Here is a 15,823-nt window from a genome sequence, read left to right on the forward strand (position 1 = left end):
GCGTCACTTGCCGTTCTCTTGCTCCTTGGCGCGCCGCGCCGCCTGCACGCGGCCCTCGTTGATCTCCGCCATGGCCTCGGGGATCTCGCTGGCGGTGAACTTGTCGCGGCCGGTGGGCAGGCCACCGAAGGCGTAGGTTTCGTCGAACAGCGGTGCGGTCGACTTCGGCCGGCGCGCCTCGACCTTCTCGATGACCGGTGCAAGCCGCTTGGCCTTGTCAGCCACGGCCTTCTGGTCACGCTCGATGAACTCCGGCAACACCTCTTTGCCCATCAGCTCAATCGATTCCATCGTGCCCTCGTGGCTGCGCGGGTTGAGCAGCAGGATGATCTCGTCGACGCCGCTCTCCTCGTAGCCGCGCAGGAATTCGCGCACGGTGGCCGGGGATCCGATGGCGCCCCGTCCCGGGCCGTAGGCCAGCGTCGGGTCCTTCTCGACCTCCTCGAGATACCGCTTCCACACTCCGGTGCGGCCGGGGACGTGCATCCCGGTCAGGTAGTAGTGCATGATCCCGAACGAAAAGAATCCGCCGCCCTGCCCCAGCCGCTGCAGGGCCTCCTCTTCGGTCTTGGCGACCATCATGGAAAGGTCCCCACCGATGGCCAGGATGTTCGGGTTGATCTGCGGCGTGATGGGCACGCCGTTCTCCTCGAACTCCTTGTAGTAGCCGTTGACCCGGTCGGTCAGCGGCCCGGGACCGGTGTACGCGAAGCTCAGTGCCCCGATGCATTTTTGGGCGGCCATCTGCACGCTCGCCGGCCGCGTGCAGGCCACCCAGACCGGCGGGTGCGGCTTTTGCAGCGGCTTGGGAATGACGTTGCGCGGCGGCATTTGGATTTGATCGCCCTTGAAACCGGTGAACGGCTCCTCGATCATGCATCGGATCGAGACCTCGAGGGCCTCCTCCCACTGTGCGCGCTTGTCGGCGGGATCGACGTCGAATCCGCCGAGTTCGCCGACGGAGGAACCTTCCCCGGTGCCGAACTCCACGCGCCCGTTGGAGAGGAGGTCGATGGTGGCGATGCGTTCGGCGACTCGCGCAGGGTGATTGACCGCGGGCAGCAGGTGCATGATCCCGAACCCGAGCCGGATGTTCTTGGTCCGCTGGCTGGCCGCGGCCAGGAAGATCTCCGGCGCGGTGGAATGGCAGTACTCCTCGAGGAAGTGATGCTCGGTTAGCCAGACGGTCGAGAACCCGGCCTTGTCGGCGGCCTCCACCTCGTCGAGGCAGTCCTGCAACAGGACGTGTTCGTCGTCCGGGGCCCACGGTCGCGGCAGGGCGAACTCGTAGAACAGCGAAATTTTCATCGATTACCTCCCATATGGGTTTAAGGGGTCTGTTTGCCAGGTTGGGCCGCAAGGTGTTTGGCGGCCACGTAGCCGAACGTCATCGCCGGGCCGATGGTCGCCCCGGCGCCGGCATAGCTGCGGCCCATCACCGGCGCCGACGTGTTGCCGACCGCGTAGAGCCCCGGCACCACGGTGCCGTCGGGCCGCAGCACGCGGGCGTGTTCGTCGACGCGCAGGCCACCAGAAGTGCCCAGGTCACCCAGGACGATCCGGAATGCGTAGTACGGCGGCTTGCCCAGCGGATACAGGTTCGGGTTGGGCAAGGTCGGATCGCCGTAGTAGTTGTCGTAGACGCTGTCGCCGCGGTTGAAATCGTCGTCGTGCCCCTGGCGCGCGAGTTCGTTGAAGCGGCTTGCGGTTTCGGAAAGTTGATGTGCCGGCACTCCTATCTTGGCGGCCATTTCGTCCCACGTCGTAGCCGCTTTGACTACGCCCGATTCCAGCCAGGCGGCGGGAACCTTGCGGCCGGTGGGTACCGGCGCGCCGGGAATTTTCGGTATCGGGAGATGGCCACCGACGACATAGCGATTGAACGACCGGTGATCGGTGATGAGCCAGCACGGGATGTGGGTCACCCCGGACTTCTGGCCGTCGATCATGGCGTGGCCGAAGTCCATGTAGGGCGCCGCCTCGTTGATGAATCGCTTCCCGTCGCCGTTGACGATGAATTGCGCGGGCATCATGCGTTCGTTGAGCATGAACTGCATCCGCCCGTCGGGCCACTGGATCGCCGGGAACCACCATGCCTCGTCCAGCAGTTCGGTTGCGGCGCCGACCTTCTCGCCCGCTCGGATGCCGTCGCCCATCGCGGCGGGGTTGCCGAAGCTCCAATCCTGCTCGATGACCGGCAGTTGTTCTTTGCGCCAGGCGAGGTCGTGGTCGAAGCCGCCGGAGGCCAGGATGACCCCCCGTCGCGCACCGACCCGCTGGGCGGCGCCGTTGCGCTCCACCACCGCCCCGGTCACCGCGCCGCGCGCGTCGGTGAGCAATTCCACCAGCGGCGAGTCCAGCCACAGTGGGATCCCGCGTTCCCGCATGGCCAGCCTGAGCCGGGCGGCCAGTGACTGTCCGATCGCCGCCATCCGCTCGCCGAAAACCCTGGCCCTGACCATCCGCGCGATCAGCTTCAACACCACGCCCTTGCCGGCCCATGACTGCCGGATCCGGTAGAAGGTCCGTAGCTCCTTGGGACCCAGCCAGATTCCCTTGGGGGCGAGCGCCAACGGCTGCAGCAGCGTCTGCTCGTCGGGCCCCAGCTTGCGCAGGTCGATGGGGGGCACATTGATGGTGCTGCCCAACTCGGAGCCGCCGGGCAGCTCCGGGTAGTAATCGGCATAGCCAGGCTTCCAGACGAATTCGAACCAGCTCGAGAGGTTCTCGAGGAACTCGAGCATCCGCGGCGCCGAATCGACGTACTGGCGTATTCGCGCTTCGTCGACCAGCCCGTCGGTGATCTGCCGCAGGTACTCGACGACCCCTTCGGGCGACGGCGCGTAGCCCTCCCTGCGCTGCGCCGGCGCACCGGGAACCCAGATACCCCCGCCCGAAAGGGCGGTCGAACCTCCGAAGTGCGAGGACTTCTCCACCACCAGGGCGTCCAGCCCGGACGCGTGCGCGGTCAGCGCCGCCGTCATGCCGCCGCCCCCGGAGCCGACGACGAGCACGTCGACGATGTGGTCGAAGACGCCGGCGGTGCCCGAGAACGAGGACGTCATTTCGGCACCGCCGTCCGGATGGCGAAACCGGCGATCAGCTCGGGAGCCGGTTTGTAGTACTGCAGCGTCGTCCGGTACGGCCCGGCGGCCTCCAGGGCCGCAAACGCCGCGACCCACGTTCTGATCTCTTGCGCGGAGCTGCCCCCCTCGTGGGCCACGAACGAGTTGGACCACTGATCGAGATCGGAAAGCCTTCCGCTGTCCAGGATCTCGAGGAATCGGTGGTCCCACGCCGGGTTGAGTGGTTGCAGCCCACCCGCACCGGCCGCGAAGCATTTGGCCGCGTCGATCACGGCGAGCTGCCGGGCCTGTCGCTGCTCCGGCGTCATCGGCCGGCCATGCACGATCCGCTCGCGCACCGGCGCGGGCGCGGTGGCCAGCGTCGGCACCGGGGGGCTGTGGGAAAGTCCCCCGGATCCCAGCAGCAGGACCCGCTTGTCCAGGGTGGCCAGGTAGTTGCCCACCGCGGTACCCAGCGCCCGGCACCGGTGCAACGGCCCGAGCGGCGCGGCGACCGCGTTGAGGAAGATCGGTATCACGGGTCGCGCGGTGGCGTGGCCGAAGAGCTTCTCCAGCGGCTGGACGGTGCCGTGATCGACGTCCATGCTGACCGACACTGCCACGTCGACCCCGGCGCCCAGAACCGCTTCGGCGCATTCGTTGGCAAGGTCTTCCGGGACGTCCAGCGGCCCGGCGTGGGTACCGTAGTCCCCCACGCCGTTGGCACTCGTGCCGATGCAGAACGGCGGCATCACCTTGTAGAAGAACCCGTTGAAATGGTCCGGGGAAAATGTCACCACGAGGTCGGGCCGGTAGGCCCGCACAAACTCGCGCGCCTGGGCGATCGCGGTTTCGATGTCGTCAAGCAGGTCCCGCGACGGCCCCGGAAGATTCAGCAGCGGGCTGTGCGACATACAGCACAGAGCCAGTGCCACTTGGCAAATCACCCCCCTCCGGCTTGAGGGCGAGCGCCTCGAAAAGGCGGGCGCTCAGTTCCGGTGCGCGCTGAGCGATGCACGCACCGGCGATGCACCGATCGGGCCGCAGAAACAGCACCGATTCCTGGTGGGTGTCGAACCACGCCTTCAGTCCGCCGTTGCGGTCCCCGACGATCACGACATCGGGATCGTCGTGGCCTTCCCAGTGCAGCTGGGTCGCCGGGCGCAGCGCAAAGAATCTGGCGCCCAGGGCTTTCCAGCTTTCGAACGCCACGTCGCCGAGGATCTTGCGCGGGTTGTTGTTCCAGCACACCACGGCCAGCCAGTCGCCCAGCACGTCGTCCAGCAAGACATCCTGCTTGGTACGGGTGTCGACCCGGGGCTGGATGAACAGGGTGCCGACCGGCGAGTCGGCGCGGCCGGGGTCCGTGTGCACGACGGCCCCCTGGTCGTAACGCGGCATCGGCTTGAACCGCATTTCGAGCACATACCGCTTGAGCGAAGGCACGATTGACGCCGACCGCACCAGGACATCGCGCACACCGGCCACCCGGCGATTGGTCGGGGAGATGGCGCGGCCGACCATGGTGGACAGGTCGATCATCGCCCGCGCGTGCTTGCGGCGCTCGATGTCGTAGGTGTCCAGCAACCTGTCGTCCGCCAGCCCGCGCACCACCGCGGCAAGCTTCCAGCCCAGATTGAACGCGTCCCGGATCCCGCTGTTGTAGCCCTGCCCCTGCCACACCGGCATCAGGTGCGCGGCGTCCCCGGCCAGCAGCAGCCGGCCCGAACGGAACGCGCCCGCGATCCGCGAGTGATGGGTGTAGACGCGGCGCCGGATCACGTCGACTTGGTCGGGGTACGGCACCATCCGCGACAGCATCCGGCGCAGGAAGGCCGGATCCTCGGCCTGGTCATCGGATTCGTCGCCGTGAATCATGAACTCGAAGCGGCGAATTCCGTGCGCGATCGAGATCGAGGCGTACGGGCGTTCCGGGTCGGCGCCCACCTCGCTGTTCGGGTGGCCGAGCGGATCGTTGGCGACGTCGACCACCAGCCATCGTGTCGAGGAGGTCGTCCCGTCGAATGACACGCCCATCATGCGCCGGGTCATGCTGCGGCCGCCGTCGCAGCCGACGACGTAGCGGGCCCGCACCGGGGATGCGTCGCCACCCAGCTCGACGGTGACCGCGTCGCCGTCTTGCCGACAAGCCGTCATCGGCCGCTCCCACCGCACCTCGACGTGGTCGAACCGGTCCAGTCCGCGTAACAATTCCGCGTCGACGAGCGGCTGCACGAAGCCGTTGCGCTTCGGCCAGCCGAAACGGGCGTCGGGAGGGGCCATTTCGGCGAGGACGCGGCGCTTGGCGTCGACGAAGCGAAGGATCTGGTTGGGGACGGTGTGCGGCAGGATGCGGTCGACCAGCCCGATCGACTGGAACGTGCGCAGCCCCTCGTCGTCCAGCCCGACCCCGCGCGGATAGTCGATGAGCGTGTCCCGTTCGTCGACCACCAGCGTGCGGACGCCTTGCAGGCCAAGGATATTGGCGAGTGTCAGCCCCACCGGGCCGGCGCCGACGACGAGAACCTCGACATCGACCCCCGGTGCGTCCCGCTCGACAGCCGCCATCAGCGGCCCAGCAGGAAGTCGAGATGTAGGCGGTTGAAGGTCTTGGCGTCCTCATACTGCGGCCAGTGACCGCAGCCGGGCATCAGCTCGAAGCGCGCGTTGGGAATCATCGACGCGATGCGGCGGCCCTCGGTCACGTCGGCGGTCGGATCGTCACTGGTCCACAGCACCAGCGTGGGCGCGGTGATCGAACCGTATTCGTCCGGTCCGATGATGTTGCGGGCGCGGATCTCGGGATCCTGCAGGGCCATGATGTCGCGCATGGCGTCGACGAATCCCGGTTGGCGGTATACCCGTTGGCGGCTGGCGACCAGGTCGTCGTAATCCTTGGACTTGTCGGCCATCAGCCATTTGATCCGCGCTTGGACCGTTTCCCAGGTCGGGTTCTCAGCGGCGGCCATGGACAGCGTGATGATCCGCTGCATCACCTCCGGATCGGCCTGGGAGCCGCCGGCGGTGTTGAGGACCAGTCGGTCCACCGCGTCGGGGTGGTCGATGGCGGCTCGCGCGGCGACCCAGCCCCCCAGCGATTCACCGCTCACGCTGGCGCGGTCGACCCCGATGGCGCGCAGCACCTCCAGCAGGTGGTCGACGTAGTGGACGACCTCCAGCGGGTAGCCCGGTTTGTCGGTATAACCGTGGCCCAGCATGTCGATGGACCAGGTCCAGAAGTGCTCGGCGTGCGCCGCCAGGTTGCGGACGTAGGCCTCCGCGTGGCCACCGGATCCGTGCAGGAACATCAGCACCGGCTTGCCGGAATCGCCGGCGCGCAGGTAGCGGGTGCGCACTCCGCCGGCATGGAGGTAGCCCTGCGAAAACGCGACACCCTGGAGATCGCTCCATATGCTCTCGAATTCCGCCACGGTCCCTCTCACGCCAGCTGGGTCGGAAATATTGTTCTCGTCTTTGGCCTACGTCGTGTGCTAATATCGCACACTGATGTGCGTTATCTATAGAGCTTCGCTCTCGGATGGGGGTATGTCAAGGTCATGACGGGCTCCCAGACGCTGGCCAGGGGGCTCACGGCGCTGCACATGGTGGCCGATTCGCCGAACGGGCTGACCGTGCAGCAACTGGCCGACCAACTCGGGGTGCACCGCACGATCGCCTATCGACTGCTTTCCACGCTCACCGAGTTTCGGTTGGTGGCCAAAGGCGAGGACGGGCGCTACCGCCCGGCGGCCGGCCTGGCGGTGCTCGGTGCGTCGTTCGACCGCAACGTGCGTCAGGTCAGCCTGCCGATCCTGCGCGCGCTCGCCGACGACCTGAGCACCACGGTATCGCTGCTCATCGCCGAGGGCGACCAGCAGGTGGCGATCGCGGTGATCGTCCCCAGTCATGTCGCTTACCAACTGTCCTTCCACGAGGGCAGTCGATATCCGCTGGACCGCGGTGCCGCGGGAATCGCCTTGCTCGCGAACATGCCACCGCGCCCGGGCGAGCGAGAGCTGGTGACCAAGACTCGGGAGTGCGGCTGGGTGATCACTTACGGCGAAATCGAACCGAACACATACGGTTTGGCCGTCCCGGTCAACCGCCCGCCGCCGTCGCCGCCGACCTGCATCAACCTCATCTCGCACCGTGAGGATGTGGTGATGCGCGGCAAAGACGCGGTCATCACCGCCGCAAAGCAGTTGGCGGAGCTGTTGAGCTAGCCACGGAGCTGAAGGGACAACCATCCATGTCATGGGACCGTGAAGTCGATGTCGCCGTGCTCGGCAGCGGAGGCGCCGGACTCACCGCGGCGCTGACGGCGGCGGTGGCCGGCGCGTCCGTGGAGGTGTTCGAGAAGGCCTCCACGGTTGGCGGCACCACCGCCGTGTCCGGCGGCGTCGTGTGGATTCCCGCCCATAACCGTTCTCCTGATGGGGAATTGACCGTGGCGGACGCGTTGCGCTACCTGCGCGCGCAGTCCCTTGGCGCGATGGATGACGCCCTGGTCGAGACGTTCGTGCGGACCGGCCCGGGGATGCTCGACTTTGTCGAGGCGAACAGCAAGCTGCGCTTCGAGATTGCCACCGGCTTTCCCGACTACCGGCCCGAGCTGCCCGGAGGGCAGCCCGGCGGTGGCCGATCGCACATCCCTGCTCCGTTCGACCTGAACCGATTGGGCGAGTGGGGCACTCGGATCACGGCGTTCCCGATCGATTTCTCCAATGTGGGTTTTGACGCCGAGACCCTGGCCCGCTTGCACGCGGCGCGCCTGGATGCGGCGGCCGACGAACAACCCGGCAACCTGTGCGTCGCCGGTGCCGCACTGATCGCCGGCCTTCTGGGCGGCGTGCTGGAGGCCGGCGCGACGATCCACGTCGACGCCCGCGCCGAGCAGCTCATCGCCGATGCCGGGGAGATCATCGGAGTCCGAGTCGCCCTGCCGGGGCGGACCATCCGCGTGCGCGCCCGCCGCGGAGTCATCCTGGGGACGGGCGGCTTCGAATGGGATCCGGTGCTGACACAAGCGTTTCTGCGCGGCCCCATGCACGGCGCCGTCTCGCCGCCGTACAACACCGGCGACGGGCTGCGCATGGCGATGTCGCAGGGGGCGGATCTGGCCAACATGGGCGAAGCCTGGTGGGTGCCCGTCGTGCAGATCCCGGGCGACACCATCGAGGGAAAGCCGCGAAGCCGCAGCGTCCGGCTGGAACGCACCCGCCCGAGGAGCATCATCGTCAACTCGGCCGGGCGCCGGTTCGTCAACGAAGCATCCGACTACAACTCGATGGCCGGCGCGTTCCAGTACCTCGACCCCCGAGCGGGATACGTCAACGATCGCGGGTGGATGGTGTTCGACTCGGTCCACCTGCAGCGGTATGGGTTCCTGGGTATCGCGCCGGGGCAAGCGGTCCCGGACTGGTTCTGCGAATCGGCAGACCTCGCCGAACTGGCCGCGAAGACCGGCATCGACGCCGACGGCCTCAGCCGCACCATCGAGGACTGGAACCGCCATGTCGCCGCGGGCGCGGATCCGGACTTCGGACGCGGTTCCAGCGCGTACGACGGCTATTGGGGCGACGACAGCGCCACCACGCTCGCCGGCAAGACCCTCGGCCCGATCGACACCGCGCCGTACTACGCCGTGCCGGTGTCCATCGGAGCGATGGGGACCAAGGGCGGCCCGCGCACCGACGCCGACGCGCGCGTCCTGCACGTCGGCGGTGACCCGATACCGGGCCTGTTCGCCGCCGGCAACGCCATGGGCGGCGTTACCGGACGTGCCTATGGCGGGGCGGGCGGAACAATCGGCCCGGCAATGGTTTTCGGTTACCGTGCGGGCCACGCGGCCGCCACCGGGAAATCCGTCGACCTTGAGTAGCTCGATGACGTCGCTCCTGTGGGACCAGCACACCTGCCTGCCGTTGCAGGCCGACACCGAAGTGGAGCCGCTGACGCGGTACCGGCGCAGCGGCGGCGCGTTCCTGTCGGTCAACGCAGGCTATGCGCCGCACACCTTCCAAGACTCGGTGGCGCTGCTGCGGCACTATCGCGCCGCGGTCGATGCCCACCCGGGCATGGATTTGGCGGCCAATGTCGCCGAGGTCGAGGCGATTACCGGTGCCGGTCGGATCGCGGTCGCCTTCGACCTGGAAGATTCCGCTCCCCTCGATGGTGACCTCGACAACCTGGCGGCGTTGATGAATCTCGGTGTGCGCACGCTGTTGCCCACCTACAACCATGCCAATCGCGCCGGCAGCGGCTGCCTGGACGCTGCGGACGGCGGGCTCAGCGCGTGGGGCCGTTCCCTTCTCTCCGTGATGAACGAAGTCGGCGTCGTTCCGGACGGATCGCATTGCAGCGCCCGCACGGGCCTGGATATGTGCGAAGTATCAACGGGCCCAGTCATTTACAGCCACTCCTGCATGCGCGCGGTCTGGGATCATCCGCGCAACGTCACCGACGATCAGGCCCGGGCATGCGCTGCCACCGGCGGCGTCATCGGGATCACCGGCGTTGGCATTTTTCTCGGGCCCAACACCCCCACCCTCGAGGCGATGACACGACACCTCGAGTATGCGGTCGAGCTCGTCGGCATCGACCATGTCGGCGTCAGCACCGACTTCTCGTTCGATTTTGCCGATTTCATCGATGAGGTGGTGCGCAACCCGCATCTGTTCGACGACAGCTACACCCGCTGGGGAGCGATCCAGTGGATGCCGCCCGAGACCTTCCTTGAGCTCGGCGACCACCTTCGCCGGCAGGGATGGGGCATTCGCGACATCGACGCCGTCCTCGGCGGGAACTTCTATCGAGTTGCCCAGCAGGTCTGGCGCGCCTAGCCAGCCGATCCCACGACAGTTTTGACACTGCTCCCGGCGAGTCTGCGGTGGATTGCTGACCAAGGGTCCGGGATCACGAGCTGCTGGGATTGCTATGGCCTACAAGCTCATGACGCTGCTCAAGCTCGCGGCGCAAAGTCTACGCCCCCAACTTGGTTGCTCTCGTCCGGGCCGGTGCCGCCTTCCCATATAAAGGCAGGCTCGTCGAACCCCCGCCGCGAGGGCAGGGCAATCAGCAGGAACCGAGGAGGTCGCGTGAAAACACCCGACCTACAGATGAGCTGCGCAGGCAGCGCTACGCTGCTGTGTCGTGGAAGGGACGCGCCTCGACACAGCTCGGATTCTTGCCGCCCGCCGGGTAATTGACCCGGTTTTCCTGGACACCCCGCTGTATCGCTGCGAGGCGCTGGAGCCCGACCTTGGGTGCGCGGTGAGCATCAAGCTTGAAACGGCGAACCCGGTGCGTAGCTTCAAGGCCCGCGGCGCAGAGGTCGTCGCGAGTCTGCTCGCCGACAATGGTTCGACCGCCGTGGTGTGTGCCAGCGGGGGCAACCTCGGCCAGGCCCTGGCTTGGTCTGGTGGCGCAAGGGGTCTCGACGTCACGGTCGTTGCATCTCGGTTTTCCCCCGCGGTCAAGCTCGATCGCATGCGCGCGCTGGGCGCCAGGTTGGAGTTAGTGGACGGCGATCACGAGATGGCGCGTGCCCGAGCGGCAGCCATCGCGCGGCATGAGGGCATCCGGCTGCTCGAAGACAGCTTGGATATCGAAACCTGTGAGGGCGCGGCGACCATTGGCCTGGAACTGGTGGATGCTGCATCGTCGTTCGACGCCGTACTGATCGCTCTGGGCGGTGGAGCGCTGGCCACCGGTGTCGGGCATGTGCTGAAGGCATTCGCGCCCGAGGTGGAGGTGATCTGCATTCAGCCTGCCGGTGCAGGGGCAATGACACTTTCGTGGCGCCAGGGGAGTGTCGTTAACACCGAATCGACTGACACCATCGCCGACGCTGTCGTCGGGCGGTGTCCAATTCCGGCCGTTCTGAACGACCTCCTGCTAGTCGCCGACGACGCCGTCTTGGTGCAGGAGGCATCGATCATGGCCGGTATGCGGGTGCTTCTCGAGGGCGCTGGCCTTGTTGTGGAACCGTCGGCCGCGCTCGGTGTCGCCGCGGTCCTCGAAGACCGTGGCCGCTTTGCCGGCCAACACATCGTCACAATCGTGTGCGGCAGCAACGTCAACCCAGACAACTACCGGCGCTGGGTCGGCGGGACCACCGTCCACAGGTCGTGACAATTGCTCGGTCGCTGGCGAAGTCGATCCAGCGTCGGTCATCCTGAATCGATGGATGCCTACGATCGGATCGGCGTTGGATACACCACGACGCGCCGACCCGACCCGCGCATCGCTTCCCAGATTCACGCCGCGCTCTCCACGATGGGCACCGTAGTGGACGTCGGGGCCGGCGCCGGCTCTTACGAACCGGCTCAGACCGTCGCCGCTGTCGAACCCAGCAGGGTGATGATCGCCCAACGCCGACCGGGATCGGCCCCGTGTGTACAGGCCGCCGCAGAGGCTTTGCCGTTGCGCGACAAGTGTGTTGACGCGACGATGGCAATCTTGACCGTGCATCACTGGAGCGACGTCGCCGCCGGGATCAACGAGTTGCGTCGGGTCACCCGACACCGGACAGTGATTTTCACGTGGGACCAAACGGTAACCCGCGGCTTCTGGTTATTTGGCGAATACTTGCCCGCGGCCGCTCGAATCAGCGAGGAACTATGTGTGCCTGTCGACCAACTTGTCGAACTGTTGGGAGGGGCGCACGTACAGACGGTCCCGGTGCCACACGACTGTACGGACGGGTTTGGCGCCGCCTACTGGCGACGCCCCGAGGCCTACCTTGACCCCTCCGTACGCGCGGGTATGTCGATGCTGGCCTATGCAGATGACGCCGACCTCGCAGATGGATTAACCCGGCTCGCAGGCGACCTGCGCTCAGGACATTGGTATCGCCGGCATTCTGCCCTGCTCGAACAACAGCAGCTTGACGCCGGCTACCGCCTACTCATCAGCGATCATTCGTACGCCTAGCCGAACGCACTGGCGATGGCGGCCATGTCGAAGTAATCGCGCCACGCGACGATCCGGTCGTCCTGCACCTCGAAGACGCCCATCACCGGCAAGGGAAACGTCCCGCCGTCCTTGCGCCGCATCACGTCCGTGCGCTCGTTCATCACCCAAGTGCCGTCGCTGACCTGCCGGTGCACGTTGAAGTCGATGCCATCGAACGCCGCGAGAAACCCCGCTATGAATTCCTTGATCGCCTCGCGGCCGCGCACCGGATCCATCGGGATGTTGTGGTAGACGGCGTCTTCGGTGAAGTACGCGGCCAGCTCGTCCGGCTGCGGGGACGCCCAGCGTTTGCAGAATTCGGTTACCAGCTCATCGGCGGAACGTGTCATGCATTCATGCAACACAGCGACACCGAGCAAAGCAAGAGGGTGGTCGTCAGTCGCCCGGTTCGGTCGGGGAAGAAAGTAGCTTTTCGGCCGCCGTGTACGGATCGTCGTGGCCGTCGACCACCGCCTCGGCCAGCCGGTCGAGACCCGGCTCGGACCGCAGCCGCGTTTGCGCCATCGACAGGATCTGCGCCCGGGCCCGCGCCAACCGGCGCTCCCGGCTATCGCTGCGGTGGTGATCTTCGATGGCGACCACCAGATCGGCGACGCCCTCGCCCCGGGCGGCGACGAGGCTGACGATCGGGGCGTTCGTCTCGGCGCGCAGGTCCCGCACGGTCTGTTGGGCGCCCTCGCGGTCGGCCTTGTTGACCGCCACGATGTCGGCGACTTCGAGCACGCCGGCCTTGGCCGCCTGCACCGCATCCCCCGCCCCCGGATTGAGGATGACGATGGTCGGGTCGGCGACGGCGGCGATTTCGATCTCCGACTGCCCCACACCCACAGTCTCCAGCAACACCACGTCGTACCCGATGGCGCCCAGCAGCCGGATGGCCGCCGGAACCGCGGCGGCCAGCCCGCCGACGTGACCGCGGGTCGCCACCGAGCGAATCAGGACGTCGGAGTCGTTGATATGCGCGGTCATTCGGATCCGGTCGCCCAGCAGCGCGCCGCCGCTGAACGGCGACGACGGGTCCACGGCGAGCACGGCCACCCGGCTCCCCCGTTCGCGGTAGGCCCCGACCAGGGCGCCGACGGTCGTCGACTTGCCGGCACCCGGTGGTCCGGTGATGCCGATGACGCGGACCTTGAGCGCGGTCGCGGGCCCGATGCTCGCCAGCACCTCGTCCCGGCGGTCGCCTTCGACGAGGCTGAGCAGCCGACCCGCCGCGCGCGGAGATCCGTTGCGCGCTCCCGCGATCAGGTCGGCGATCGTCATGTGCGCATTATGGCGCAGCGACCTCGATGACCGTCGCGGAACCCATTCCGCCGCCCGCACACATGGCCGCCACCGCTATTCCGCCACCGCGGCGGCGCAATTCGTGCACCAGCGTGACCAGCATCCGGGCCCCTGTTGCGGCAACCGGGTGTCCGAGCGAGCAGCCGCTGCCGCTGACGTTGACCTTGTCGGGGTCCACGTCGAGCAGCTTGATGGTGGCCACGCACATCGCCGCGAAGGCCTCGTTGATTTCGAACAGATCCACATCCGAGATCGAAAGCCCCGTGCGGGCAAGCGCTTTCGGTATGGCATCGACGGGCGCCAAACCGGTGATGGCCGGATCGACGCCGACGGACGCCCAGGACCGCACGGTGGCCAGCGCGGGCAAACCGAGGGTGTCGCTCGCGATGGTCAGCACGGCCGCACCGTCGTTGGCGCCGCAGGCGTTCCCGGCGGTGATCGAGAAGCCCTCGATCTCCGGATGCAGCGGCTTGAGCGCCGCCAGTTTCTCCATGGTGGTGTCGCGGCGCGGGTGCTCGTCGACCGAGAACAGCCCGTGCGGCGTCTCGATCGGGACGATCTCCTCCTTGAAGCGCCCCTCGTCGATCGCCGCGATGGCGTTGCGGTGCGACCGCAGCGCCCACGCGTCCATCTCCTCGCGGCCCACGCCCGCCCTGACCGCGGCGTTCCAGCCGACGGTGATCGACATGTCCATGTTCGGTGCGTCGGGCCGGTCCGGGTGGGTCGGCGGGAACCAGTCGACCCATTCCCCGTCGACCTGCATTCGCGACCGCGGGGAGGTCGACGCCGAGTTCACGCCGCCGGCGATGACGAGCTGGTCCATCCCGGCTCGCACACTCGCCGCCGCGCTCTGCACCGCCGCCTGACCCGCCGCGCAGTGCCGGTTGTTGGCCAGGCCCGGCACCTGGGGCAGGCCCGCCGTGATGGCCGCGTGGCGCGCGACCACGCCGCCACCGTAGAGGCCTTCGCCGAGGATCACGTCGTCGACGTGGGCCGGGTCCAGCTCTTTCGCGGCTTCGCTGACCACGTGGTGCGCGAGGTCGAACGCGCTGGTGTCGCGCAGCGTCCCCTTGCGGGCGGTGCCGATGGGGGTCCGCAGTGCGGAGACGATGACGGCTTCGGGCACAGGTCTTCTCCAATTCGGCAAGTGCAGTGCGGACGGGAGGCCCCGCACATTAGCGAGAACCTTATTCTCTCATTCTGAGAGTCGGAGTTGCAACAAACCGGGTGGCGGCTAGTTGGTGCGGTCGGACCAGCCGAGATCCCGCCAGAGCGTCGCGGCGCCTTGATCCACATACCCCGTATGGGTATATTGCGGGCAGCTGGTGAAAATCTTAGGGAGGCGACGCAATGACGATGTGGAATGGCGGCAGCGGCTGGGGTTGGTGCAATACGCTCGCCCACTTTCCGTCGATGGCGATATTGTGGGCCGTCGTCCTCACCGGCATCGCCGTCGCCGTTGGCTTCGCCATCGGTCAGCGCAATGACTCGGCGGCCACCGGTTCGGTTCGGCCCAAAGACGCGGTGACCGCGCGCATCTCCCGGGAAGACGCGGACAACGGCGAATTCTGGCGGCGGCTGATGTAGCTGCGCGAAAGCTTCCTACACTGCGGGCATGGCCGGTGACACGACTTTGCGCGATGGAACGATCACGGTCCCAGGCGGCAGCGTGTGGTTCAAGCGGGTCGGTGGCGGCGCGGGCCGCCCGCTGCTCGTCGTTCACGGTGGACCCGGCTTGCCGCACAGCTACCTACGCTCGCTGGAGCGGTTGGCCGACGAGCGGGAAGTCGTCTTCTGGGATCAGCTGGGTTGCGGGAATTCCGAACGTCCATCCGACCCCGGTCTTTGGACGATGGAGCGTTCGGTCGCCGAGATGGATGCCGTGGTAAGGGGACTGGGGCTAACCCACTTTCACATCTTCGGCAACTCCTGGGGCGGAATGCTGGCGCAGCAGTACGCGCTCGATGTGACATCCGGGGCGGCCAGCCTGACCATCTCCAACAGCATCGCGTCGATACCCGAGTTCTCGAAGATGGTTGCGCGCTTGAAATCCGAGCTGGACCCGTCAACTCAATCCGCCATCGACCGTCACGAAGCGGCCGGCACCACCTACGCCGCCGAATACCAGGCCGCCATCCGCACCTGGAACGAAACCTACCTGTGCCGCGTGCGTCCCTGGCCCGGCGAACTCGAGGACGCGTTCCGGACCATGGGAACCGAGATCTTCGAGACGATGTTCGGCCCCAGCGACTTTCACATCGTCGGGACCATCCGGAACTGGGACGTGTTCGACCGTTTGCCCGAGATCTCGTTGCCGACGCTGGTCGTCGCGGGCAGGTACGACGAGTGCGTGCCGGAACACGCATGGGAAATGCACCGGCGCATACCGGGTTCGCGGTTCGAGCTGTTCGAGTCGAGCGCGCACATGCCGTTCATCGAGGAGCCCGACCGGTTCGACCAAGTCATGCGCGACTTCCTGCGGCTACACGACTGATCGC

The 15,823-nt window shown here is 67.0% G+C and carries 15 protein-coding genes and 1 pseudogene; 8 read left to right on the forward strand and 8 right to left on the reverse strand.

Annotated elements, in window-relative coordinates:
- Positions 1-3 precede the first annotated feature (3 nt).
- From AC5Y5E_RS14210 to AC5Y5E_RS14230, 5 genes are read right to left on the reverse strand one after another with little or no spacing between them, the layout of a single operon-like run.
- A complete protein-coding gene (locus tag AC5Y5E_RS14210) occupies positions 4-1,308 on the reverse strand; it encodes an LLM class flavin-dependent oxidoreductase (RefSeq protein WP_499903612.1) in 1,305 nt (434 codons plus the stop codon).
- A gap of 20 nt (positions 1,309-1,328) precedes the next feature.
- Positions 1,329-3,065, reverse strand: coding sequence for an FAD-binding protein (locus AC5Y5E_RS14215; protein ID WP_499903613.1), 1,737 nt, complete (start codon positions 3,063-3,065; stop codon positions 1,329-1,331).
- The gene (locus AC5Y5E_RS14220; RefSeq protein WP_499903614.1) at positions 3,062-3,979 is read right to left on the reverse strand and encodes a 3-carboxyethylcatechol 2,3-dioxygenase; all 918 of its coding nucleotides are present in this window, start codon (positions 3,977-3,979) and stop codon (positions 3,062-3,064) included. The genes AC5Y5E_RS14215 and AC5Y5E_RS14220 overlap by 4 nt, the downstream gene beginning before the upstream one ends.
- Positions 3,927-5,633: a bifunctional 3-(3-hydroxy-phenyl)propionate/3-hydroxycinnamic acid hydroxylase gene (locus AC5Y5E_RS14225; RefSeq protein WP_499903615.1), complete on the reverse strand. Its 1,707-nt coding sequence runs from the start codon at positions 5,631-5,633 to the stop codon at positions 3,927-3,929. The genes AC5Y5E_RS14220 and AC5Y5E_RS14225 overlap by 53 nt, the downstream gene beginning before the upstream one ends.
- Positions 5,633-6,496, reverse strand: a complete 864-nt coding sequence (locus AC5Y5E_RS14230; protein ID WP_499903616.1) for an alpha/beta fold hydrolase — start codon at positions 6,494-6,496, stop codon at positions 5,633-5,635. The genes AC5Y5E_RS14225 and AC5Y5E_RS14230 overlap by 1 nt, the downstream gene beginning before the upstream one ends.
- Positions 6,497-6,622: 126 nt before the next feature.
- On the opposite strand from AC5Y5E_RS14230, the gene AC5Y5E_RS14235 reads away from it, so the two are divergent.
- From AC5Y5E_RS14235 to AC5Y5E_RS14260, 6 genes and pseudogenes are all read left to right on the forward strand, one after another.
- Positions 6,623-7,288 (forward strand): IclR family transcriptional regulator, encoded by a 666-nt coding sequence (locus tag AC5Y5E_RS14235; RefSeq protein ID WP_499903617.1) that lies wholly within the window; start codon positions 6,623-6,625, stop codon positions 7,286-7,288.
- Positions 7,289-7,314: 26 nt separating this feature from the next.
- Entirely contained in the window at positions 7,315-8,946 is a 1,632-nt protein-coding gene (locus AC5Y5E_RS14240) for an FAD-dependent oxidoreductase (protein ID WP_499903618.1), read from the forward strand.
- 4 nt (positions 8,947-8,950) lie between these two features.
- Positions 8,951-9,907, forward strand: a complete 957-nt coding sequence (locus AC5Y5E_RS14245) for a dipeptidase (RefSeq protein ID WP_499903619.1) — start codon at positions 8,951-8,953, stop codon at positions 9,905-9,907.
- A gap of 55 nt (positions 9,908-9,962) precedes the next feature.
- A pseudogene (locus tag AC5Y5E_RS14250) lies at positions 9,963-10,122 on the forward strand (IS256 family transposase); the annotation flags it as partial.
- Positions 10,123-10,217: 95 nt separating this feature from the next.
- On the forward strand, positions 10,218-11,198 hold the full coding sequence (locus tag AC5Y5E_RS14255) for a threonine ammonia-lyase (protein ID WP_499903620.1): 981 nt from the start codon (positions 10,218-10,220) through the stop codon (positions 11,196-11,198).
- A gap of 51 nt (positions 11,199-11,249) precedes the next feature.
- Positions 11,250-11,999, forward strand: coding sequence for a class I SAM-dependent methyltransferase (locus AC5Y5E_RS14260; protein ID WP_499903621.1), 750 nt, complete (start codon positions 11,250-11,252; stop codon positions 11,997-11,999).
- Here AC5Y5E_RS14260 and AC5Y5E_RS14265 read toward each other — a convergent pair.
- The 3 genes from AC5Y5E_RS14265 to AC5Y5E_RS14275 are packed head-to-tail and all read right to left on the reverse strand — an operon-like array spanning position 11,996 to position 14,451.
- Complete coding sequence (locus tag AC5Y5E_RS14265) at positions 11,996-12,370, reverse strand: nuclear transport factor 2 family protein (RefSeq protein ID WP_499903622.1); 375 nt, start codon at positions 12,368-12,370, stop codon at positions 11,996-11,998. The genes AC5Y5E_RS14260 and AC5Y5E_RS14265 overlap by 4 nt on opposite strands.
- Positions 12,371-12,416: 46 nt before the next feature.
- Positions 12,417-13,304 (reverse strand): methylmalonyl Co-A mutase-associated GTPase MeaB, encoded by an 888-nt coding sequence (gene meaB, locus AC5Y5E_RS14270; RefSeq protein ID WP_499903623.1) that lies wholly within the window; start codon positions 13,302-13,304, stop codon positions 12,417-12,419.
- A 7-nt stretch (positions 13,305-13,311) separates the two neighbouring features.
- Positions 13,312-14,451 carry a thiolase family protein gene (locus AC5Y5E_RS14275; protein WP_499903624.1) on the reverse strand — a complete coding sequence of 380 codons (1,140 nt, stop codon included), beginning with the start codon at positions 14,449-14,451 and terminating at the stop codon, positions 13,312-13,314.
- A gap of 224 nt (positions 14,452-14,675) precedes the next feature.
- Here AC5Y5E_RS14275 and AC5Y5E_RS14280 point away from each other — a divergent pair, with 224 nt between their 5' ends.
- Together AC5Y5E_RS14280 and AC5Y5E_RS14285 are read left to right on the forward strand one after the other, a co-directional pair.
- Positions 14,676-14,912, forward strand: a complete 237-nt coding sequence (locus AC5Y5E_RS14280) for a hypothetical protein (protein ID WP_499903625.1) — start codon at positions 14,676-14,678, stop codon at positions 14,910-14,912.
- 28 nt (positions 14,913-14,940) lie between these two features.
- Positions 14,941-15,819: a proline iminopeptidase-family hydrolase gene (locus AC5Y5E_RS14285; protein WP_499903626.1), complete on the forward strand. Its 879-nt coding sequence runs from the start codon at positions 14,941-14,943 to the stop codon at positions 15,817-15,819.
- Positions 15,820-15,823 lie beyond the last annotated feature (4 nt).

This window comes from Mycobacterium sp. NGS54 (assembly GCF_059812465.1).

Coding starts and splice junctions, on each gene's coding strand:
- AC5Y5E_RS14210 (WP_499903612.1), bottom strand. CDS start 1,308: ATGAAAATTTCGCTGTTCTACGAGTTCGCCCTGCCGCGACCGTGGGCC.
- AC5Y5E_RS14215 (WP_499903613.1), bottom strand. CDS start 3,065: ATGACGTCCTCGTTCTCGGGCACCGCCGGCGTCTTCGACCACATCGTC.
- AC5Y5E_RS14220 (WP_499903614.1), bottom strand. CDS start 3,979: ATGTCGCACAGCCCGCTGCTGAATCTTCCGGGGCCGTCGCGGGACCTG.
- AC5Y5E_RS14225 (WP_499903615.1), bottom strand. CDS start 5,633: ATGGCGGCTGTCGAGCGGGACGCACCGGGGGTCGATGTCGAGGTTCTC.
- AC5Y5E_RS14235 (WP_499903617.1), top strand. CDS start 6,623: ATGACGGGCTCCCAGACGCTGGCCAGGGGGCTCACGGCGCTGCACATG.
- AC5Y5E_RS14240 (WP_499903618.1), top strand. CDS start 7,315: ATGTCATGGGACCGTGAAGTCGATGTCGCCGTGCTCGGCAGCGGAGGC.
- AC5Y5E_RS14245 (WP_499903619.1), top strand. CDS start 8,951: ATGACGTCGCTCCTGTGGGACCAGCACACCTGCCTGCCGTTGCAGGCC.
- AC5Y5E_RS14260 (WP_499903621.1), top strand. CDS start 11,250: ATGGATGCCTACGATCGGATCGGCGTTGGATACACCACGACGCGCCGA.
- AC5Y5E_RS14265 (WP_499903622.1), bottom strand. CDS start 12,370: ATGACACGTTCCGCCGATGAGCTGGTAACCGAATTCTGCAAACGCTGG.
- meaB (WP_499903623.1), bottom strand. CDS start 13,304: ATGACGATCGCCGACCTGATCGCGGGAGCGCGCAACGGATCTCCGCGC.
- AC5Y5E_RS14280 (WP_499903625.1), top strand. CDS start 14,676: ATGACGATGTGGAATGGCGGCAGCGGCTGGGGTTGGTGCAATACGCTC.
- AC5Y5E_RS14285 (WP_499903626.1), top strand. CDS start 14,941: ATGGCCGGTGACACGACTTTGCGCGATGGAACGATCACGGTCCCAGGC.